The sequence below is a fragment of the Sanguibacter keddieii DSM 10542 genome (genome assembly GCF_000024925.1).
Lineage (GTDB): Bacteria > Actinomycetota > Actinomycetes > Actinomycetales > Cellulomonadaceae > Sanguibacter > Sanguibacter keddieii.
Genome location: NC_013521.1, coordinates 3,296,051 through 3,317,046 on the forward strand (window position 1 = coordinate 3,296,051; position 20,996 = coordinate 3,317,046).

At 66.7% G+C, this 20,996-nt stretch carries 20 protein-coding genes; all 20 read right to left on the minus strand.

Features of this window, described 5'->3' with window-relative positions:
• Positions 1-19: 19 nt before the first annotated feature.
• Positions 20-322 carry a 30S ribosomal protein S17 gene (gene rpsQ / locus SKED_RS14555; RefSeq protein WP_012867935.1) on the minus strand — a complete coding sequence of 101 codons (303 nt, stop codon included), beginning with the start codon at positions 320-322 and terminating at the stop codon, positions 20-22.
• A gap of 7 nt (positions 323-329) precedes the next feature.
• Entirely contained in the window at positions 330-569 is a 240-nt protein-coding gene (rpmC, locus tag SKED_RS14560) for a 50S ribosomal protein L29 (protein ID WP_012867936.1), read from the minus strand.
• Entirely contained in the window at positions 569-988 is a 420-nt protein-coding gene (gene rplP / locus SKED_RS14565) for a 50S ribosomal protein L16 (RefSeq protein ID WP_012867937.1), read from the minus strand. The genes rpmC and rplP overlap by 1 nt, the downstream gene beginning before the upstream one ends.
• Positions 989-990: 2 nt before the next feature.
• Positions 991-1,821, minus strand: a complete 831-nt coding sequence (gene rpsC, locus SKED_RS14570) for a 30S ribosomal protein S3 (RefSeq protein ID WP_012867938.1) — start codon at positions 1,819-1,821, stop codon at positions 991-993.
• Positions 1,821-2,192 carry a 50S ribosomal protein L22 gene (gene rplV / locus SKED_RS14575; RefSeq protein WP_012867939.1) on the minus strand — a complete coding sequence of 124 codons (372 nt, stop codon included), beginning with the start codon at positions 2,190-2,192 and terminating at the stop codon, positions 1,821-1,823. Before rplV ends, rpsC begins: the two co-directional genes overlap by 1 nt.
• A 62-nt stretch (positions 2,193-2,254) precedes the next feature.
• The gene (rpsS, locus tag SKED_RS14580; protein WP_012867940.1) at positions 2,255-2,536 is read right to left on the minus strand and encodes a 30S ribosomal protein S19; all 282 of its coding nucleotides are present in this window, start codon (positions 2,534-2,536) and stop codon (positions 2,255-2,257) included.
• A 15-nt stretch (positions 2,537-2,551) separates the two neighbouring features.
• On the minus strand, positions 2,552-3,391 hold the full coding sequence (rplB, locus tag SKED_RS14585; RefSeq protein ID WP_012867941.1) for a 50S ribosomal protein L2: 840 nt from the start codon (positions 3,389-3,391) through the stop codon (positions 2,552-2,554).
• 32 nt (positions 3,392-3,423) lie between these two features.
• Entirely contained in the window at positions 3,424-3,729 is a 306-nt protein-coding gene (gene rplW / locus SKED_RS14590) for a 50S ribosomal protein L23 (RefSeq protein ID WP_012867942.1), read from the minus strand.
• Positions 3,726-4,430 carry a 50S ribosomal protein L4 gene (gene rplD / locus SKED_RS14595; protein WP_012867943.1) on the minus strand — a complete coding sequence of 235 codons (705 nt, stop codon included), beginning with the start codon at positions 4,428-4,430 and terminating at the stop codon, positions 3,726-3,728. Before rplD ends, rplW begins: the two co-directional genes overlap by 4 nt.
• A 4-nt stretch (positions 4,431-4,434) precedes the next feature.
• Complete coding sequence (gene rplC / locus SKED_RS14600) at positions 4,435-5,094, minus strand: 50S ribosomal protein L3 (RefSeq protein WP_012867944.1); 660 nt, start codon at positions 5,092-5,094, stop codon at positions 4,435-4,437.
• Between the two features lie 20 nt (positions 5,095-5,114).
• Complete coding sequence (gene rpsJ / locus SKED_RS14605; RefSeq protein ID WP_012867945.1) at positions 5,115-5,423, minus strand: 30S ribosomal protein S10; 309 nt, start codon at positions 5,421-5,423, stop codon at positions 5,115-5,117.
• A gap of 590 nt (positions 5,424-6,013) precedes the next feature.
• Positions 6,014-6,841 carry a type IV toxin-antitoxin system AbiEi family antitoxin domain-containing protein gene (locus tag SKED_RS14610; protein WP_012867947.1) on the minus strand — a complete coding sequence of 276 codons (828 nt, stop codon included), beginning with the start codon at positions 6,839-6,841 and terminating at the stop codon, positions 6,014-6,016.
• A gap of 235 nt (positions 6,842-7,076) precedes the next feature.
• Positions 7,077-8,267 (minus strand): elongation factor Tu, encoded by a 1,191-nt coding sequence (gene tuf / locus SKED_RS14615; protein WP_012867948.1) that lies wholly within the window; start codon positions 8,265-8,267, stop codon positions 7,077-7,079.
• A gap of 131 nt (positions 8,268-8,398) precedes the next feature.
• Positions 8,399-10,501, minus strand: a complete 2,103-nt coding sequence (gene fusA / locus SKED_RS14620) for an elongation factor G (protein WP_012867949.1) — start codon at positions 10,499-10,501, stop codon at positions 8,399-8,401.
• Positions 10,502-10,615: 114 nt separating this feature from the next.
• On the minus strand, positions 10,616-11,086 hold the full coding sequence (rpsG, locus tag SKED_RS14625) for a 30S ribosomal protein S7 (RefSeq protein ID WP_012867950.1): 471 nt from the start codon (positions 11,084-11,086) through the stop codon (positions 10,616-10,618).
• 1 nt (position 11,087) lies between these two features.
• Positions 11,088-11,462 (minus strand): 30S ribosomal protein S12, encoded by a 375-nt coding sequence (rpsL, locus tag SKED_RS14630; RefSeq protein ID WP_012867951.1) that lies wholly within the window; start codon positions 11,460-11,462, stop codon positions 11,088-11,090.
• A 529-nt stretch (positions 11,463-11,991) separates the two neighbouring features.
• Entirely contained in the window at positions 11,992-15,873 is a 3,882-nt protein-coding gene (locus SKED_RS14635) for a DNA-directed RNA polymerase subunit beta' (RefSeq protein ID WP_012867952.1), read from the minus strand.
• 136 nt (positions 15,874-16,009) lie between these two features.
• The gene (rpoB, locus tag SKED_RS14640) at positions 16,010-19,522 is read right to left on the minus strand and encodes a DNA-directed RNA polymerase subunit beta (RefSeq protein WP_012867953.1); all 3,513 of its coding nucleotides are present in this window, start codon (positions 19,520-19,522) and stop codon (positions 16,010-16,012) included.
• A 443-nt stretch (positions 19,523-19,965) separates the two neighbouring features.
• Positions 19,966-20,349 carry a 50S ribosomal protein L7/L12 gene (gene rplL / locus SKED_RS14645; protein WP_012867954.1) on the minus strand — a complete coding sequence of 128 codons (384 nt, stop codon included), beginning with the start codon at positions 20,347-20,349 and terminating at the stop codon, positions 19,966-19,968.
• 81 nt (positions 20,350-20,430) lie between these two features.
• Positions 20,431-20,961 (minus strand): 50S ribosomal protein L10, encoded by a 531-nt coding sequence (gene rplJ, locus SKED_RS14650; RefSeq protein WP_012867955.1) that lies wholly within the window; start codon positions 20,959-20,961, stop codon positions 20,431-20,433.
• Positions 20,962-20,996 lie beyond the last annotated feature (35 nt).

Sequence of the window (20,996 nt, forward strand, 5' to 3'; positions counted from 1 at the left end):
CTACTTCCAAGTGCTGGTGTTACTTGGCCTTCTCGAGGATCTCCACCAGGCGCCACCGCTTGGTAGCGGACAGCGGGCGGGTCTCCATGATGAGGACGAGGTCGCCGGTACCAGCAGAGTTCTGCTCGTCGTGCGCCTTGACCTTCGAGGTGCGTCGGATCACCTTACCGTAGAGCGGGTGCTTGACCCGGTCTTCGACCTCGATGACGACGGTCTTGTCCATCTTGTCGCTCACCACGTAGCCGCGCCGCGTCTTGCGGTTCGGCCGGTTCGCGGCGACGTCCTGCTCTGCAGCTGCCTCAGCAGTTGTCTTCTCGCTCATGTCAGCCTCACTCACTCACGCTCGGTGCGGTACGGATGCCGAGCTCACGCTCGCGGAGGATCGTGTAGATCCGCGCGATGTCGCGACGAACAGCCTTGAGCCGACCGTGGCTCTCCAGCTGGCCGGTGGCCGACTGGAAGCGGAGGTTGAAGAGCTCCTTCTTGGACTTCTCCAGCTCGGCGACGAGCTTCTCGTTGTCGAAGCCGTCCAGCTCGCTAGGAGCCAGATCCTTGGTTCCGAAAGCCATCAGTTGCCACCACCCTCGCGCACCACGAAACGGCACTTCATCGGGAGCTTGTGGATAGCGCGACGCATAGCCTCCCGGGCCAGCTCTTCCGGGACACCGGCGAGCTCGAAGACGATCCGGCCGGGCTTGACGTTCGCGATCCACCACTCGGGGGAACCCTTACCTGAACCCATTCGGGTCTCCGCCGGCTTCTTGGTCAGCGGACGGTCGGGGTAGATGTTGATCCAGACCTTGCCACCACGCTTGATGTGGCGGGTCATGGCGATACGAGCAGCCTCGATCTGACGGTTCGTGACGTAAGCAGGCTCGAGAGCCTGGATTCCGTACTCGCCGAACGCGATCGTCGTACCACCGGTCGCGGCGCCGGAGCGCCCCGGGTGGTGCTGCTTGCGGTGCTTGAGCCTGCGCGGGATCAGCATGCTCAGGCCTCCGTTCCGGTCGGAGCGGCCGGGGCAGCCTCTGCCGGAGCAGCAGCAGCCTGGTCGGCCTGGGCGGGCGCCTCGGCAGCGGCCGGACGCTCGTTACGACGACCACCGCGAGCGGGACGCTCGCCGCGCGGGCCACCACGGGGCGCACGAGGCGCCTGGTTCGCCTGCGAAGCCGCGAACTCCTTCTCCGTCATGTCGCCCTTGTAGATCCACACCTTCACGCCGATACGGCCGAAGGTGGTGCGGGCCTCGAAGAAGCCGTAGTCGATGTTCGCGCGGAGCGTGTGCAGCGGCACACGGCCTTCGCGGTAGAACTCGCTGCGGCTCATCTCGGCGCCACCGAGACGACCAGCGCACTGGACACGGATGCCCTTGGCGCCGGCGCGCTGGGCGGACTGCATGCCCTTGCGCATCGCACGGCGGAACGAGACGCGGCTCGCGAGCTGCTCGGCGATCCCCTGGGCCACGAGCTGAGCATCGATCTCAGCGTTCTTGACCTCGAGGATGTTGAGCTGGACCTGCTTGCCCGTGAGCTTCTCGAGCTCGCCGCGGATGCGGTCTGCCTCGGCGCCACGACGACCGATCACGATGCCCGGACGGGCGGTGTGGATGTCGACGCGGACGCGGTCGCGGGTGCGCTCGATCTCAACCTTCGAGATTCCTGCGCGCTCGAGACCGGTGCTCATGAGCTTGCGGATCTGGACGTCCTCACGGACGTAGTCGCGGTAGCGCTGACCGGGCTTGGTGCTGTCGGCGAACCAACGCGACCGGTGGTCGGTGGTGATGCCGAGACGGTACCCGTGCGGGTGAACCTTCTGTCCCACTATCGGGCCCTTCCCTTCGTGTCTTCACGCGGGGCGACAACCACGGTGATGTGGCTGGTCCGCTTGAGGATCTGGCTGGCACGCCCCTGAGCGCGGGGGCGGAACCGCTTGAGGGTCGGACCCTCGTCGACGAACGCGGCGGTCACGACGAGCTGCTGCTCGTCGAACGCCACGCTCGCGCGGTCTGCCTTGACCCGTGCATTCGCGATCGCGCTCTCCACGACCTTGCGAATCGGCTCGCTGGCGGCCTGCGGTGCGAACTTCAGCACCGCGACGGCCTCAGTGGCCTGCTTGCCACGGATGAGATCCACGACGCGCCGGGCCTTCTGGGGCGTGACGCGGATGAACCGCACCTGCGCCTTGGCTTCCATTGCTGTCCTGCCTTCTTGTCTGGTCATGACCAAGAGGTCCCTGTCGCTGCTGACCCGGGGGGTCAGCGGCGACGGCCCTTCTTGTCGTCCTTCACGTGGCCGCGGAAGGTGCGCGTCGGAGCGAACTCGCCGAGCTTGTGACCCACCATCGACTCGGTGACGAACACCGGGGTGTGCTTGCGTCCGTCGTGCACGGCAAACGTGTGACCGAGGAAGTCGGGCGTGATGACCGACCGACGGGACCAGGTCTTGATGACGTTCTTGGTCCCCTTCTCGTTCTGGACGTCCACCTTCTTCTGAAGGTGACCGTCAACGAAGGGGCCCTTCTTGAGGCTACGAGGCATCTGTCAGGCTCCTTATCAACGCTTCTTGTTGCCGGTACGACGGCGACGGACGATGAGCTTGTCGCTCGCCTTGTTGGGACGACGGGTGCGACCCTCTGCCTGGCCCCAGGGGCTGACAGGGTGACGACCACCGGAGGTCTTCCCTTCACCACCACCGTGCGGGTGGTCGATCGGGTTCATGGCGACACCACGGACGGTCGGGCGCTTGCCCTTCCAGCGCATGCGGCCGGCCTTGCCCCAGTTGATGTTCGACTGCTCGGCGTTGCCCACCTCGCCGACCGTCGCGCGGCAGCGCAGGTCGACGTTGCGGATCTCGCCGGACGGCATGCGCAGCTGCGCGAAGTTGCCGTCCTTGGCGACGAGCTGCACCGACACACCGGCCGAACGTGCGATCTTCGCGCCGCCGCCGGGCTTGAGCTCGATGGCGTGGATGACCGTACCGGTCGGGATGTTGCGAAGAGGCAGGTTGTTGCCAGGCTTGATGTCAGCGCCGGCGCCGTTCTCGATCGCGTCACCCTGACGCAGCTTGTTCGGGGCGATGATGTAGCGCTTCTCGCCGTCCGCGTAGTGCAGCAGCGCGATGCGGGCGGTCCGGTTCGGGTCGTACTCGATGTGAGCGACCTTGGCGGGCACGCCGTCCTTGTCGTGGCGACGGAAGTCGATGACGCGGTACGCACGCTTGTGGCCACCACCCTTGTGACGGGTGGTGATACGGCCGGAGCTGTTACGGCCACCGGTCTTGTGGAGCGGGCGGATCAGCGACTTCTCCGGCTCCGAGCGCGTGATCTCGACGAAGTCGGCGACGCTGGCGCCGCGGCGTCCGGGCGTCGTCGGCTTGTACTTACGGATTCCCATGGGGATCTGTCCTCAATCTGCTCTCGGCCGGCTCAGCCGACCGGGCCACCGAACATGTCAATCGAACCCTCGCGGAGGGAGACGATTGCACGCTTGGTGTCCTTGCGCTTGCCGATACCGAAACGGGTCCGCCGGGTCTTGCCCTTGCGGTTGATCGTGTTGACGGAGGCGACCTTGACATCGAAGATCTTCTCGATGGCGATCTTGATCTCCGTCTTGTTCGCCCGCGGGTCGACGAGGAAGGTGTACTTCCCCTCGTCGAGCAGGCCGTAGCTCTTCTCGGAGAGGACCGGTGCGATCAGGATGTCGCGCGGGTCCTTCTGGACGGTGGTGCTCACTTGGCGTCCTCCTTCGCGAGCTGTGCCGACTCGGACTCGGTCGCGACGGCCTTGACCGAAGAACCAGTCGTGGGCCCAGCGAGGAACGCGTCGAGCGCGCCCTTGGTGAAGACCACGTCGTCAGAGACGAGCACGTCGTAGGTGTTGAGCTGGTCAGCGACCAGGAGGTGCACCTGCTCAGCGTTGCGGAGCGACTTCACCGTGAGCTCGTCACCGCGCTCGAGCACAACGAGGACGTTGCGACGAGGAGCGAGGTTGGCCAGCGAGGTGAGAGCCTGCTTGGTCGACGGCGAGCCGTCGATGCCGAAGCCGGTCACGACGTGAATACGGCCGGCGCGAGCCCGGTCGGAGAGGGCGCCGCGGAGAGCAGCAGCCTTCATCTTCTTGGGGGTGCGCTGGGAGTAGTCGCGAGGCGTGGGGCCGTGGACGACTCCACCACCGGCGAACTGAGGAGCACGGGTCGAGCCCTGACGGGCGCGGCCGGTCCCCTTCTGCTTGTACGGCTTGCGTCCACCACCGCGGACCTCGCCGCGGTTCTTGGTGTCGTGCGTGCCCTGACGGGCTGCAGCGAGCTGCGCGACGACGACCTGGTGGATCAGCGGGATGTTCGTCTGGACGTCGAACACCTCGGCGGGGAGGTCGGCGGTGCCGGCCTTCTTGCCCTTGGCGTCGATGACGTCGACGGTGAGCGTTTCAGACATGTCTTCACGCACCCTTCGCGGCACTACGCACGAGGACGACGCCGCCCTTAGGACCGGGCACTGCACCCTTGACGAGCAGCAGGCCCTTCTCGGCGTCGACCGCGTGAACGGTCAGGTTCTGCGTGGTCTGACGGTCAACACCCATCCGACCAGCCATGCGCACACCCTTGAACACGCGCGACGGGGTCGAGGCCCCACCGATCGAGCCGGGCTTGCGGTGGTTCTTGTGAGCACCGTGGGACGCGCCGACTCCGTGGAAGCCGTGGCGCTTCATGACTCCGGCGAAGCCCTTGCCCTTGGTGGTGCCGATGACGTCGACGACACTGCCGGAGGCGAAGGCCTCGGCGGTGAGCTCCTGGCCGAGCGTGAACTCGCCGGCGTCGGACGTACGGATCTCGGTCACGTGACGGCGGGGGGTGACCCCGGCCTTCTCGAAGTGACCCTTCAGCGGCTGCGAGACCTTGCGCGGGTCGATCTGGCCGTAGGCGAGCTGGACGGCTGCGTAGCCGTCGAGCTCAGCGGTACGGACCTGGGTCACCACGTTGGTGCCGACCTGGACCACGGTCACGGGAACGAGGCGTCCTGCCTCGTCCCAGACCTGGGTCATCCCGAGCTTGGTTCCGAGCACGGCCGTCACGGGCCGTTCGTTCTGCTGGGTAGCCATAGTTATGTCCTCCCCCAGCCTCAGAGCTTGATCTCGATGTTCACGTCCGCGGGCAGGTCGAGACGCATGAGCGAGTCGACCGCCTTCGGCGTGGGATCGATGATGTCGATGAGCCGCTTGTGCGTGCGCATCTCAAAGTGCTCGCGGCTGTCCTTGTACTTGTGAGGCGAACGGATAACGCAGAACACGTTCTTCTCCGTCGGCAACGGCACCGGGCCCACGACCGTCGCACCAGCGCGTGTCACCGTGTCGACGATCTTGCGCGCCGAGCTGTCGATGACCTCGTGGTCGTAGGACTTGAGCCGGATGCGGATCTTCTGTCCCGCCATGGCGTCGTCTGACTCTTTCTCTCGAACTGTCCGACCCCCGCGCTCGGGCGTGTCGCTCTGGGCGACAGCCGCTCGCGCTGCACCACTGCGTGGTACGGGGCCGTTGGAAATGTGAACCGCTGCTGCTCGTAGGCCCTGTGCAGAGCCGGACGACGCAGAGCTGATCACAACGTCTTCTCACCTGTGCGGAACCGGGGTCCCGTGGCGCCTCGATCTGTCGACGAACAGAGAGCTCAACACACGGATGCGGCCCTCGTCTGGGAGGGCCCGCGGTTCAACACACTGTTCGACTTGAGAATGAGCGCGCCCGTAACAGGCAACTTGACTAGTCTGCCACGCCGACCCCGAAAAGCCAACCGTGACCCCGCCCACCCCCACCCCCGCTCCCCCTCTCATGCCCGAGGCGCGTCGGCATCACCCTCCGCGGAGGTACCAGTCCTCGCGCCACGAGCATGAGAGGGGGGTGGGGGTCACTGGGGGTGCAGGCCTGCGGTGGCCAGGCGTGCGGCGAGTGCCGACGCGTCGAGAGCGGTGTCCCAGGTCCACCGCACCACCCGCAGACCGGCCCTCCGCAGCCGGTCTTCTCGGACCTAATCCGCCCACACCCGCTCCTCGACGAGCCGTCGGTCTCCGATGCCGTGGACCCGGTACTTGAGGCGGCCGTCGAACTCACCCACCAGCCCGAGGCCCGGCCACCAGAAGTCCACCCTGCCGATCGTCCCCTGGCCGTCGACGACCTCGTGCTGGAGAACAGGCGCAGCAAGCCCGAGCTCCGTCATCCGGGCCCTGCTGAGCGACTCCCCGACCGACTCCGCCCGACCGTCGGAGGAGAGCACCACCCGACGGGCACGCCGCGACCCTGGACTCGTGCCGATGGCCTGCAGCTCCCCTCGCAGCTCTTCAGCGCTCGCGAGACCCGTGTGCAGCACATGGTCAGCCGCGGAGAGCGCAGCAGAGAACGACCATGACCGGCCGATGTCGACCACGGTCCGCGCCGCCGTCGTCGTCCGGAGTCCCTCCACCTGCTCGGTGCTCGGCGCGACCGAGACCGCGTGCCTCCGGACCGAAGGGACGGACCGCGCCCCACGTCCCTCGGGGGCGCTCACGTGGATCCCTGCCGGCCAGGCACCCACCCGCGGGAGACGCCACAGGGCGGCCGCCGAGTCGTGGCTGAAGATCGGGTCCTTGAAGGCCCGTCCCGCTGCGAGGACCCGTAGCCGGTACTGCTCGAGGGCGTCGAGCGAGGCCCAGGTGCGCGCCGAGGTGTAGGCGCCGAAACGGATGCGGACCAGCTCACCTGCCAGGCACGCAGCACGCAGGTCCATCCCGTCGAGCCCGCGACGGGCCACGTCGGCAGCCGTCACCACCGGGAGCCGTGCGGCTACCGCACGGACAGCCTCGAGAGTCGCCAGGTCCATGGCACCACCGTCCCACCCAGCCACTGCCCGGAACGGATATCCACAGAACAGATCCCCCGGCGCTCGAGTCGCCGCTCCCCCTCATGCTCGTGCCGCGACCGTGCACCCCTCCGCAGAGGGTCGTGCGGGCGCGCCAGGGGCATGGGAGGGGGAACGGGTCTGGACGCGCGAAGACCCGGCAGTCGGGTGACTGCCGGGTCTTCGGTGGAGCTAGCTGGAACAGCTAGGCACTAGATCACTTGAGGATCTTGGTGACCTGGCCCGATCCAACGGTGCGGCCACCCTCACGGATAGCGAAGCCGAGGCCCTCTTCCATGGCGATCGGCTGGATGAGCTCGACCGTCATCTCGGTGTTGTCGCCAGGCATGACCATCTCGGTGCCCTCGGGCAGCGTGATGACGCCGGTGACGTCCGTGGTGCGGAAGTAGAACTGCGGACGGTAGTTCGAGTAGAACGGGTTGTGACGCCCGCCCTCGTCCTTGGCAAGGATGTAGACGCGAGCCTCGAACTCGGTGTGCGGCGTGATGGAGCCGGGCTTGACCACGACCTGGCCGCGCTCGACGTCCTCGCGCTTGATGCCGCGGAGGAGGAGACCGGTGTTGTCGCCGGCCTGTGCCTCGTCCATGGACTTGTGGAAGGTCTCGATGCCGGTGACGGTCGTCTTCTGCGCGGGGCGGATTCCGACGATCTCGACCTCGGAGTTGACCGCGAGCGTTCCGCGGTCGACCTTGCCGGTGACGACGGTTCCACGACCGGTGATCGTGAAGACGTCCTCGATGGGCATGAGGAACGGCTTGTCGAGCTCACGGAGCGGGTCGGGGACGTTCTCGTCCACGGCCTCCATGAGGTCCTCGACGGACTTGACCCACTCAGCGTCGCCCTCGAGAGCCTTGAGGCCCGAGACGCGCATGACCGGGGCGTTGTCGCCGTCGAAGCCCTGAGCGGAGAGGAGCTCACGCACCTCCATCTCGACGAGCTCGAGGATCTCTTCGTCCTCGACCATGTCGGCCTTGTTCAGCGCGACCAGCAGGTAGGGGACACCAACCTGGCGGGCGAGCAGAACGTGCTCACGGGTCTGAGCCATCGGGCCGTCGGTCGCCGCGACCACGAGGATCGCGCCGTCCATCTGAGCGGCACCGGTGATCATGTTCTTGATGTAGTCAGCGTGACCGGGAGCGTCGACGTGCGCGTAGTGGCGCTTGCCCGTCTCGTACTCGATGTGCGCGATGTTGATCGTGATACCGCGCTGCTTCTCTTCCGGTGCCTTGTCGATCTCGTCGAACTTGAACTCAGGGTTCACGTCCGGGAACTTGTCGTGCAGCACCTTGGAGATCGCCGCCGTCAGCGTCGTCTTGCCGTGGTCAACGTGACCGATGGTTCCGATGTTGACGTGCGGTTTGGTCCGCTCGAACTTGGCCTTCGCCACTGGGGTCCTCCTGGGACTTGGGTAGTCGTGCCGAACGATGCAGATACTAGCTCGTGAGAGCGTCGTACCTGCGGGGCGTGCGGGTCGCTACAGGTTGATGGTGGTGATACTGCGGTTCGACCTGTGGGGACTCACTCGCCCCGGGTCTTCTTGATGATCTCTTCGGCAACGTTCCGAGGAACCTCGGAGTAGCTGTCGAACTGCATCGAGTACACCGCACGACCCTGGGTCTTCGACCGCAGGTCTCCGATGTACCCGAACATCTCTGACAACGGCACCTGGGCCCGGATGACCTTGACGCCGGTAGCGTCCTCCATCGACTGGATCATCCCGCGTCGCGAGTTGATGTCGCCGATGACGTCACCCATGTACTCCTCAGGAGTACGGACCTCAACTGCCATGACCGGCTCAAGGATAACCGGGTCAGCCCGCTTGACGCCCTCCTTGAGGACCATCGAGCCGGCAATCTTGAACGCCATCTCGGACGAGTCCACGTCGTGGTACGCGCCGTCGATGACCGTGGCCTTGACGCCCACGAGCGGGAAGCCTGCGAGGACACCCTGGTTCATCGCCGCCTGGATACCGGCGTCGATGCTGGGGATGTACTCGCGAGGGATACGACCACCCGTGACAGCGTTGACGAACTGGTACAGCTCGCCGTCGGTCGTCTCGAGGGGCTCGAAGGTGACCTGCACCTTGGCGAACTGACCCGATCCACCGGTCTGCTTCTTGTGCGTGTAGTCGATCTTCTCCGCCGTGCGGCGGATCGTCTCGCGGTACGCGACCTGCGGCTTGCCGACGTTGGCCTCGACGTTGAACTCGCGACGCATACGGTCGACGAGGATGTCGAGGTGGAGCTCGCCCATGCCGCCGATGACGGTCTGGCCGGTCTCGTCGTCGAGCTTGACGCGGAAGGTCGGGTCCTCTTCGGCGAGCTTCTGGATGGCGACCGAGAGCTTCTCCTGGTCGGCCTTCGTCTTCGGCTCGATGGCCACGTCGATGACGGGCTCCGGGAAGGTCATCGACTCGAGGACGACCGGGCTCGACACGTCGGTGAGGGTGTCACCGGTCGTGGTGTCCTTGAGGCCGATGACCGCGTAGATGTGTCCCGCGCTCGCCGAGGCGACCGGGTTCTCCTTGTTGGAGTACATCTGGAAGATCTTGCCCAGGCGCTCCTTCTTCCCCTTGGAGGAGTTGAGGAGCTGTGCGCCGGGCTCGACCTTGCCGGAGTACACGCGGACGTAGGTCAGCTTGCCGAAGAACGGGTGGGCCGCGACCTTGAACGCGAGAGCCGCGAACGGCTCCGTGGCGTCGGGGTGGCGCTCGATGACCTTCTCGAAGTCACGCACGTCGTGGGCGTCGATGGCCGGCACGTCGAGGGGCGACGGGAGGTAGTCGATGACGGCGTCGAGCATGGGCTGGACGCCCTTGTTCTTGAACGCCGAGCCGCAGAGGACCGGGAAGGCCTCGCCGGCGACGGTGAGCGCGCGGATCGCGGTCTTGATCTCGGGGATCGTGACCTCTTCGCCGCCCAGGTACTTCTCGAGGAGCTCTTCGCTCGACTCGGCGACGTCCTCGATGAGCTGGGCGCGGTACTGCTGCGCCTTCTCCAGGAGGTCGGCCGGGATCTCCTCGGTCGTGTACGCCTCGCCCATCTTGGTCTCTCCGCGCCACATGAGAGCCTTCATCTCGAGCAGGTCCACCACGCCGGTGAACTCGCTCTCGGACCCGATGGGCAGCTGGATGACCAGCGGCTTCGCCTTGAGGCGGTTGACGATGGTGTCGACGGTGAAGTAGAAGTCCGCGCCCAGCTTGTCCATCTTGTTGACGAAGCAGATGCGGGGGACGTTGTACTTGTCGGCCTGGCGCCAGACGGTCTCGGACTGGGGCTCGACGCCCTCCTTGCCGTCGAAGACGGCGACAGCGCCGTCGAGGACGCGGAGCGAGCGCTCCACCTCGACCGTGAAGTCCACGTGGCCGGGGGTGTCGATGATGTTGATCTGGTTCTTGTTCCAGAAGCAGGTCACGGCCGCGGACGTGATGGTGATGCCGCGCTCCTTCTCCTGCTCCATCCAGTCAGTCGTCGATGCGCCGTCGTGGGTCTCACCGATCTTGTAGTTGACCCCGGTGTAGAACAGGATCCGCTCGGTGGTCGTCGTCTTGCCGGCGTCGATGTGGGCCATGATGCCGATGTTGCGGACCTTGTTCAGGTCGGTGAGCACGTCCTGTGCCACGGTTTACCTCTTACTGATGGGGGACGGAGCGAGACAAGAGACTGCCGGCCCCACGAGGGAGGGCAGCGGATGGCCCGGTGCCCCGAGGGAGTACCTCGGGGCACCGGTGCACCATTACCAGCGGTAGTGCGCGAAGGCCTTGTTGGACTCGGCCATCTTGTGGATGTCCTCGCGACGCTTGACCGCGGCACCGAGGCCGTTGCTCGCGTCGAGGATCTCGTTCATGAGGCGCTCGGTCATCGTCTTCTCGCGACGGGCACGCGAGTAGTCGGTGAGCCAGCGCAGGGCGAGCGTCGTGGCGCGCGCGGGGCGGACCTCGACGGGCACCTGGTAGGTCGCTCCACCAACACGGCGCGAGCGCACCTCGAGGGCGGGGCGGACGTTCTCGAGCGCACGCTTGAGCACGACGACGGGGTCACCCGCGGTCTTCTCGCGCACACCTTCGAGGGCACCGTAGACGATCGCCTCAGCGGTCGACTTCTTGCCGTCGAGGAGAACCTTGTTGATCAGCTGCGTGACGACCGGCGATCCGTAGACCGGGTCGATGACGAGTGGCCGCTTCGGGGCCGGACCCTTACGAGGCATCTCAGCTCTTCTCCTTCTTCGCGCCATAACGGCTGCGAGCCTGCTTGCGGTTCTTGACACCCTGGGTGTCGAGCGCGCCGCGGATGACCTTGTAGCGAACACCGGGGAGGTCCTTCACACGACCGCCGCGGACGAGCACGATGGAGTGCTCCTGGAGGTTGTGGCCGACACCGGGGATGTAGGCGGTGACCTCGACGCCGGAGGAGAGCTTCACGCGGGCGACCTTGCGGAGCGCGGAGTTCGGCTTCTTCGGGGTCGTGGTGTAGACGCGGGTGCACACACCGCGTCGCTGGGGCGAGCCCTTGAGGGCAGGGGTCTTGGACTTCGAGACCTTCGATGTCCGCCCCTTGCGGACGAGCTGCTGAATCGTGGGCACTGCGTCTCCGTGTCTACTCGAGCCCACCGAGATGATCTCGGTGCTGGCTGTGGCATGCGTTGCTGGTCTGTGTCCGGGCTGGGTGCACGACGGGCACCACAGCATCAGCTGCACTACGCCACGTACCACCGGCTCGATGGTCCAGCCCGACGCTGAGCGTCGACCCGGAAAAGCCCGCCGCGTCTGGAGGCCGTCGCGGCCGGTCTGCTGACCGGTATCCCCAGGCCTCCACCCGTCGAGCCTGAGCAGCGAGCTGCTGGCGATCAGCGGAGGACGTCGAGAGACGCGCGATGGCCCGAGAGCACGGGCACGGTGCTCAACACTACCCGGAGGGGGCCAGGAGGTCAATGTCGCCGGTCAGCGTCCCGCAGCGCGCTACCAGCGCCCCCAGAACGCCCCCAGCACATCCCCGCAACGCCCTCGGACGGCCGACCCGCGGGACGTCGAGGTCCTGGGCGCAGCAGAGCGGGGCGGCCCCCTGAGGGACCGCCCCGCCGTGTCATGCGGTACTGCCTACATCACGCTCGGCTCAGCGGAAGTCCGGGCCGAAGTCGATGTCCTCGAGCGGGATGGCCTCGCCGGAGCCCATGCCGAGCGCCGGGAAGTCGATCTCGTCGTACCCGAAGCTCGGGTACAGCTCGGCCTTCGCCTCTTCGGTGGGCTCGACCGTGACCTCGTGGTAGCGGGGCAGGCCCGTACCGGCAGGGATGAGCTTTCCGAGGATGACGTTCTCCTTGAGGCCCAGCAGCGGGTCGCGGCGACCGCTCATGGCGGCCTCCGTGAGCACGCGGGTGGTCTCCTGGAACGAGGCCGCGGACAGCCACGAGTCCGTCGCGAGCGACGCCTTCGTGATGCCCATGAGCTCCGGACGACCCGAGGCCGGCTGACCGCCCTCGGCGACAGCCTGACGGTTCGCGTTCTCGAAGCGACCACGCTCGGCGAGCTCACCCGGGAGGAGGATGGAGTCACCCGAGTCGAGCACGGTCACGCGACGCAGCATCTGCCGCACGATGACCTCGATGTGCTTGTCGTGGATGTCCACACCCTGCGACCCGTAGACCTCCTGGACCTCGTCCACCAGGTGCTTCTGGGTGGCACGCGGTCCGAGGATGCGCAGGACCTTCTTCGGGTCGACAGCACCCTGGACGAGCTGGGTGCCGACGACGACGTCCTGGCCGTCCTCGACGAGCAGGCGCGAGCGCTTGGTCACCGGGTAGGCGATCTCCTCAGAGCCGTCCTCGGGGGTGAGGACGATCCGACGGGTGCGCTCGGAGTCGTCGATCGTGATCTTGCCGGAGTACTCCGCGATCGGGGCCTCACCCTTGGGGGTACGGGCCTCGAACAGCTCGGTGACACGCGGCAGACCCTGCGTGATGTCGTCGGCCGACGCCACACCACCGGTGTGGAAGGTACGCATGGTCAGCTGCGTACCGGGCTCACCGATCGACTGGGCTGCGATGATGCCGACGGCCTCGCCGATGTCGACGAGCTTGCCGGTCGCGAGCGAGCGGCCGTAGCACTTGGCGCACGTGCCGACCTGCGACTCGCAGGTGAGCACGGAGCGCACCTTGAGCGTCGTGACGCCGGCAGCGAGCAGCGCGTCGATGAGCACGTCGCCGACGTCCTCACCAGCAGCGCCGAGCACGGTCCCGTCGACCTCGACCGAGGCGGCCAGGGTGCGCGAGTAGATGCTCTGCTCGACCTTGCCGTGCCGCACGAGGCGACCGTCGCCGAGGTCCTCGCCCACGGGGAGCGTGAGACCGCGCTCGGTCCCGCAGTCGTCCTCGCGGACGATGACGTCCTGCGAGACGTCGACGAGACGACGGGTCAGGTAGCCCGAGTCTGCGGTACGCAGAGCCGTGTCGGCCAGACCCTTACGAGCACCGTGCGTCGCGATGAAGTACTCGAGGACCGAGAGGCCCTCACGGTAGTTGGACTTGATCGGGCGAGGGATGATCTCACCCTTCGGGTTCGCCACGAGACCACGCATACCGGCGATCTGACGGACCTGCATCCAGTTACCACGAGCACCCGAGCCGACCATCCGGTAGACCGTGTTGCGTGCAGGGAAGTTCTCCTGCATCGCCTTCGCGACCTTGTCGGTGGCCTGGGTCCAGATCTCGATGAGCTCCTGGCGGCGCTCGTCGTCGGTGATCAGTCCCTTGTCGAACTGCTGCTGCACCTTGAGGGCACGGGACTCGTGCGCCTCGAGGATGGCGGCCTTCTCGGCCTTCGGCGTCGCGACGTCGGAGATCGAGATGGTGATGCCCGAGCGTGTGGCCCAGCGGAAGCCGGCGGCCTTGAGCGCGTCGAGCGACTCCGCGACCTCGACCTTGGGGTAGGTCTCGGCGAGCTCGTTGACGATCTGCGACAGGCGCTTCTTGTCGACGACGGAGTTGACGTACGGGTACGTGACCGGCAGCAGCTCGTTGAAGAGCGCACGGCCGAGCGTCGTGGTGAAGAGGATGGGCTCACCCTCGACCCAGCCCTCGGGCGCCTCGAAGCCGGAGACCGGCGGGACGAGGCCCTCCATGCGGATCGTGACGACCGCGTTGAGGTCCAGGCTGCCCTGGTCGAAGGCCATGACGGCCTCGGAGACGGAGCTGAACGCGCGTCCCTCGCCGACCGGGTCGACCTTGTCGCTCGTCAGGTGGTACAGACCGATGATCATGTCCTGCGAGGGCATGGTGACCGGGCGACCGTCGGACGGCTTGAGGATGTTGTTGCTCGAGAGCATGAGGATGCGCGCCTCGGCCTGGGCCTCGGCGGACAGCGGCAGGTGGACAGCCATCTGGTCACCGTCGAAGTCGGCGTTGAACGCCGCGCAGACGAGCGGGTGCAGGTGGATGGCCTTGCCCTCGACGAGCTGAGGCTCGAAGGCCTGGATGCCCAGGCGGTGCAGGGTGGGTGCACGGTTGAGCAGCACGGGGTGCTCGGTGATGACCTCTTCGAGGACGTCCCACACGGCAGACTTCGCGCGCTCGACCATGCGCTTGGCGCTCTTGATGTTCTGCGCGTGGTTGAGGTCGACGAGGCGCTTCATGACGAAGGGCTTGAAGAGCTCGAGCGCCATCTGCTTCGGCAGGCCGCACTGGTGCAGCTTGAGCTGCGGACCGACCACGATGACCGAACGGCCCGAGTAGTCGACACGCTTGCCGAGGAGGTTCTGGCGGAATCGACCCTGCTTGCCCTTGAGCATGTCGGAGATCGACTTGAGCGGGCGGTTGCCCGGCCCGGTGACCGGACGTCCACGACGACCGTTGTCGAACAGCGAGTCCACGGCCTCCTGGAGCATGCGCTTCTCGTTGTTGACGATGATCTCGGGCGCACCGAGGTCGAGGAGGCGCTTCAGGCGGTTGTTGCGGTTGATCACGCGGCGGTACAGGTCGTTGAGGTCGGACGTCGCGAAACGTCCACCGTCGAGCTGCACCATCGGACGCAGGTCCGGCGGGATGACCGGGACGGCGTCGAGGACCATGCCGGTCGGCGAGTTGGTCGTCGTGAGGAAGGCGTTGACGACCTTGAGGCGCTTGAGGGCACGGGTCTTCTTCTGGCCCTTGCCCGAGCGGATGATCTCGCGCAGCGAGGTCGCCTCGGCGTCGAGGTCGAAGTCCTGCAGCCGCTTCTGGATCGCGGCGGCACCCATCGAACCCTCGAAGTAGTTGCCGTAGCGGTCCTGGAGGGCGCGGTAGAGCATCTCGTCGCCCTCGAGGTCGGCGACCTTGAGGTTCTTGAACTTGTCCCAGACCTGCTCGAGGCGCTCGAGCTCGGCGTCAGCACGCTTGCGCAGCTGAGCCATCTCGCGCTCGGCGGAGTCGCGCACCTTGCGGCGTGCGTCGGCGCGGGCGCCCTCGGCCTCGAGCTCGGCGAGGTCGGACTCGAGGCGGCGTGCGCGCGTCTCGATGTCGTTGTCGCGACGGTCGGTGATCTCCTTCTTCTCCAGGTCGATCTCGTTCTGGAGGTTCGGGAGGTCTTCCTGGCGGCCGTCGACGTCGACCGACGTCACCATGTACGCGGCGAAGTAGATGACCTTCTCGAGGTCCTTCGGCGCGAGGTCGAGGAGGTAGCCGAGGCGGGACGGCACGCCCTTGAAGAACCAGATGTGGGTGACGGGAGCGGCGAGCTCGATGTGGCCCATGCGCTCGCGACGCACCTTCGAGCGCGTCACCTCGACGCCGCAGCGCTCACAGATGATGCCCTTGAAGCGCACGCGCTTGTACTTGCCGCAGTAGCACTCCCAGTCCCGGGTCGGGCCGAAGATCTTCTCGCAGAAGAGTCCGTCCTTCTCGGGCTTGAGGGTGCGGTAGTTGATGGTCTCAGGCTTCTTGACCTCGCCATGCGACCAGGTGCGGATGTCGTCTGCCGTGGCCAGTCCGATACGCAGCTCGTCGAAGACATTGACGTCGAGCAAGGTGGTCCTACTTCCTTCGTCTGCCGGCCTGGTCGGGATGTGTCCCGGACCGGCGCGGTGGAGGTGCTACAGGGTGTCGGATGGGGCGGGGGTGGTGGTCCCTCGAGGGACTACGCACCCCCGCCCGTCACCGAGATCAGATCTCGTCGATGCTCGCTGCTGCGTTCGGGCGACGCGACAGGTCGATACCGAGCTCTTCAGCGGCGCGGTACACGTCGTCGTCGGACTCGCGCATCTCGATGGAGACACCGTCGCTCGAGAGCACCTCGACGTTCAGGCACAGCGACTGCATCTCCTTGAGGAGGACCTTGAAGGACTCCGGGATGCCCGAGTCGGGGATGTTCTCGCCCTTGACGATCGCCTCGTAGACCTTGACACGGCCCGGGACGTCGTCCGACTTGATGGTGAGGAGCTCCTGCAGGGTGTACGCGGCTCCGTACGCCTCGAGGGCCCAGACCTCCATCTCACCGAAGCGCTGGCCACCGAACTGGGCCTTACCGCCGAGCGGCTGCTGGGTGATCATCGAGTACGGACCGGTCGAGCGCGCGTGGATCTTGTCGTCCACCAGGTGGTGGAGCTTCAAGATGTACATGTAGCCGACGGCCACGGCCTCGGGGAACGGCTCGCCGGAGCGGCCGTCGAAGAGGCGTGCCTTGCCGTCGGGCTGCACCATGCGTGCGCCGTCGCGGTTCGGGAGGGTGCTCTGGAGCAGACCCGAGAGGGCGTTCTCCTGGAGACCGTCGAACACGGGCGTGGCGACCGGGTTGCGGGGCTTCGACGTCGACGCGACCGCGGGGACGTTCTCCTTCCAGGAGAGGTCGCCCTCCGTCGCGAGGTCGACGTCCCAGCCCTGCGCCGCGATCCACCCGAGGTGGACCTCGAGCACCTGACCGACGTTCATTCGTCCCGGGACACCCATGGGGTTGAGGACGATGTCGACGGGCGTGCCGTCCTCGAGGAACGGCATGTCCTCGACCGGGAGGATCGTCGAGATGACGCCCTTGTTCCCGTGACGGCCGGCGAGCTTGTCGCCCGCGGTGATCTTGCGTCGCTGGGCGATGTACACGCGGACCAGCTCGTTGACACCGGCGGGCAGCTCGTCGCCGTCCTCACGGTTGAACGTGCGGACCTCGATGACCGTGCCGGACTCGCCGTGGGGCACCTTGAGGGACGTGTCGCGGACCTCGCGGGCCTTCTCGCCGAAGATGGCGCGCAGCAGGCGCTCCTCCGGGGTGAGCTCGGTCTCGCCCTTGGGCGTGACCTTGCCGACGAGCACGTCGCCCGAGCTGACCTCGGCGCCGATGCGGATGATGCCGCGCTCGTCGAGGTCGGCCAGGACGTCCTCGGAGACGTTCGGGATGTCCCGGGTGATCTCCTCCGGGCCGAGCTTCGTGTCGCGGGCGTCGACCTCGTGCTCCTCGATGTGGATCGAGGAGAGGACGTCGTCCTGGACCAGACGCTGGCTGAGGATGATCGCGTCCTCGTAGTTGTGGCCTTCCCACGACATGAACGCGACGAGCAGGTTGCGGCCGAGCGCGAGCTCGCCCTCGTCCGTCGCGGGGCCGTCGGCGAGGACCGAGCCGACCTCGACGCGGGCACCCTCGTCGACCAGCACGCGCTGGTTGTAGGAGGTCCCCTGGTTCGAGCGGCGGAACTTCGCGGCGCGGTAGCTCGTGGTGGTCGCGTCGTCGTTGGCGACGACGATGAGGTCTGCGGAGACCTCGGTGACCACACCGGGCTTGGTGGCGACGATGACGTCACCGGCGTCGATCGCGGCACGACGCTCCATGCCGGTCCCGACGAAGGGAGCCTCCGAGCGGACCAGCGGCACGGCCTGGCGCTGCATGTTGGCGCCCATGAGCGCGCGGTTGGCGTCGTCGTGCTCGAGGAACGGGATGAGGGCGGTCGCGACCGACACCATCTGGCGCGGGGAGACGTCCATGTAGTCCACGTTGGAGCCGAGGACGTCGTCCGTCTCGCCACCCTTGGTGCGGACCAGGACGCGCTCCTGGCGGAACGAGCCGTCCTCGTTGAGCTCCGTGTTCGCCTGGGCGATGACGTAGCGGTCCTCGTCGTCGGCCGTGAGGTACACGACGTCGTCGGAGACCTTGCCGTTCTCGACCTTGCGGTACGGCGTCTCGATGAAGCCGAAGGGGTTGATGCGACCGAAGGACGCGAGCGAGCCGATGAGGCCGATGTTCGGGCCCTCAGGGGTCTCGATCGGGCACATGCGGCCGTAGTGCGACGGGTGGACGTCACGGACCTCCATGCCGGCGCGGTCGCGGGACAGACCACCCGGGCCCAGCGCGGACAGACGACGCTTGTGCGTCAGGCCGGCGAGCGGGTTGTTCTGGTCCATGAACTGCGACAGCTGGGACGTCCCGAAGAACTCCTTGATCGACGCCACGACGGGGCGGATGTTGATCAGGGTCTGCGGGGCGATGGCCTCGACGTCCTGGGTCGTCATGCGCTCGCGCACGACGCGCTCCATCCGCGACAGGCCGGTGCGGACCTGGTTCTGGATGAGCTCGCCCACGGCGCGGATACGACGGTTGCCGAAGTGGTCGATGTCGTCGGTCTCGACGCGCACCTCGACGGCCTCGCCGTTCTTGACGCCGTCGAGCGCGGTGACGTCGGCGTGCAGGGCCGCGAGGTACTTGATCGTCTTGACGATGTCGGTGACGGTCAGGACCGAGTCGGCGAGCGGCGCGTCGATGCCGAGCTTCTTGTTCACCTTGTAGCGGCCGACCTTCGCGAGGTCGTAGCGCTTGGAGTTGAAGTAGAAGTTCTCGAGGAGCGAGCGACCGGCCTCGACCGTGGGCGGCTCGCCCGGACGGATCTTGCGGTAGAGGTCGACGAGCGCCTCTTCCTCGGTCGTGACGTTGTCCTTCTCGAGGGTGTCGAGGATCGCGGGGAAGGCCGCGAACTCCTCGCGGATCTCCGACTCCGTGAGGCCGAGGGCCTTGAGGAGGACGGTGACCGACTGCTTGCGCTTGCGGTCGACGCGGACGCCGACGGCGTCGCGCTTGTCGATCTCGAACTCGAGCCAGGCACCACGCTGCGGGATGATCTTCGCGGAGAAGATGTCCTTGTCGCTGGTCTTGTCGGCCGCGCGCTCGAAGTACACGCCGGGCGAACGGACGAGCTGCGAGACGACGACGCGCTCGGTGCCGTTGATGATGAAGGTGCCGCGCTCGGTCATCAGGGGGAAGTCACCCATGAAGACCGTCTGGCTCTTGATCTCGCCGGTGTTGTAGTTGAAGAACTCCGCGGTGACGAACAGAGGCGCCGCGTAGGTGAAGTCCTTCTCCTTGCACTCCTCCGCCGTGTGCTTCGGGGGCTCGAAGCGGTGGTTGGAGAACGAGAGTGACATCGAGGAGCCGAAGTCCTCGATCGGGGAGATCTCTTCGAAGATCTCTTCCAGCCCGGAGGTCTCCGGCACGTCCTGGGTGCCGAGCTTCATGGCTGCCGCGACACGCGCGCGCCACTTCTCGTTGCCCAGGAGCCAGTCGAAGCTGTCGGTCTGGAGGCCGAGGAGGTCGGGGACCTCGAGCGGCTCAAAAATCTTGGCGAAGGAGACGCGCCGAGATGCGGTGCGGTTCGCGATTGCGTCGGCGGACGGAGCAGAAGGGGTGCGCGAGGCAGCCAAGAGGGGTCCTTCCCTGCGGATCGAGTGCACGCTGTTGCGCTTGTGAGCCTGGTCGTCCACCCTTGTGGTGTCATCGACACCTGGGTCCCTGTCACGGCCGTGGTTTCACGGCAGCCCCGGGGGCTCACGGATTCTCAGGTCAGATGCCGAGACGGGCTCGGAGCTCTCCCCGAGGGTCGCGGACCGTTCCAGTCGGTTCCGTGAGTGGCTTCGCAGGCACACGCCAGCGCAAAGCGATAGCATAGCCGACCGGGCCAAGAACGCGCAACCCGGTCGAGGCGCGCACAGGGTGACCGGCAGGTTCCCCGGTTGACCGGTGCCGGATGCGCGCGAGAAGAGAGCAGACGAGAAGGCCCGCACCCCGTGAGGGTGCGGGCCTTCTCGCGCGATGTGGTCCGCGCAAGACGCCAGGCGTCTAGGCGGCCCGAGCCCGGAGGCTCAGATCACTTGAGGGTGACCGTGGCGCCGGCGCCCTCGAGGGCAGCCTTGGCCTTCTCGGCGGTCTCCTTGTTGGCGGCCTCGAGGACCGGCTTCGGAGCACCGTCGACGAGGTCCTTCGCCTCCTTGAGACCGAGGCTCGTGAGGGCGCGCACCTCCTTGATGACCTGGATCTTCTTGTCGCCAGCAGCCTCGAGGATGACGTCGAACTCGTCCTTCTCCTCGACGGCCTCAGCGGCGGCAGCAGCCGGGCCGGCGACGGCGACGGCGGCGGGGGCCGCTGCGGTGACCTCGAAGGTGTCCTCGAACGCCTTCACGAACTCGGAGAGCTCGATGAGGGTGAGTTCCTTGAAAGCCTCGATGAGCTCTTCGGTGGTGAGCTTCGCCATGGTGGCGTTCCTTCCTAGTTGTCCTGCGTGAAGCAGAGGGTGATGTGTGTGCGTCGACCGACCTGTCCCGTGAGGGAAGGGTCAGGCAGCGCTCTCCTGCGAAGCCTGCTTCTCGCGCAGGGCGTCGATGGTGCGCACAGCCTGCGATGCGGGGGCAGTGAACAGGTACGCCGCCTGGAAGAGCGACGCCTTGAATGCGCCCGCGGCCTTGGCCAGGAGCACCTCGCGGGACTCGAGGTCCGCGAGCTTGTTGATGTCCTCAGCGGTCAGCGGGCGTCCGTCGAGGACTCCTGCCTTGATGACCAGCTGGGGGTTCGCCTTGGCGAAGTCACGCAGACCCTTGGCAGCCTCGACCGGGTCACCGGAGACGAAGGCGATTGCCGAGGGACCGGCGAGGTCGGCGTCGAGACCCTCGACGCCGGCTTCCTTGGCCGCGATTGCGGTCAGCGTGTTCTTCACCACGGCGTAGGTTGCGTTGCCGCTGAGCGACCGACGCAGCTGCTTGAGCTGCGCGACGGTGAGCCCGCGGTACTCGGTCAGCACTGCAGCGTTGGACTCGCGGAACAGGTCCGTGAGCTCTGCGACTGCGGCTGCCTTGTCCGGCCTCGCCATGGCAATCCTTCCGATGGTGGTGCCGCACGTCTCGC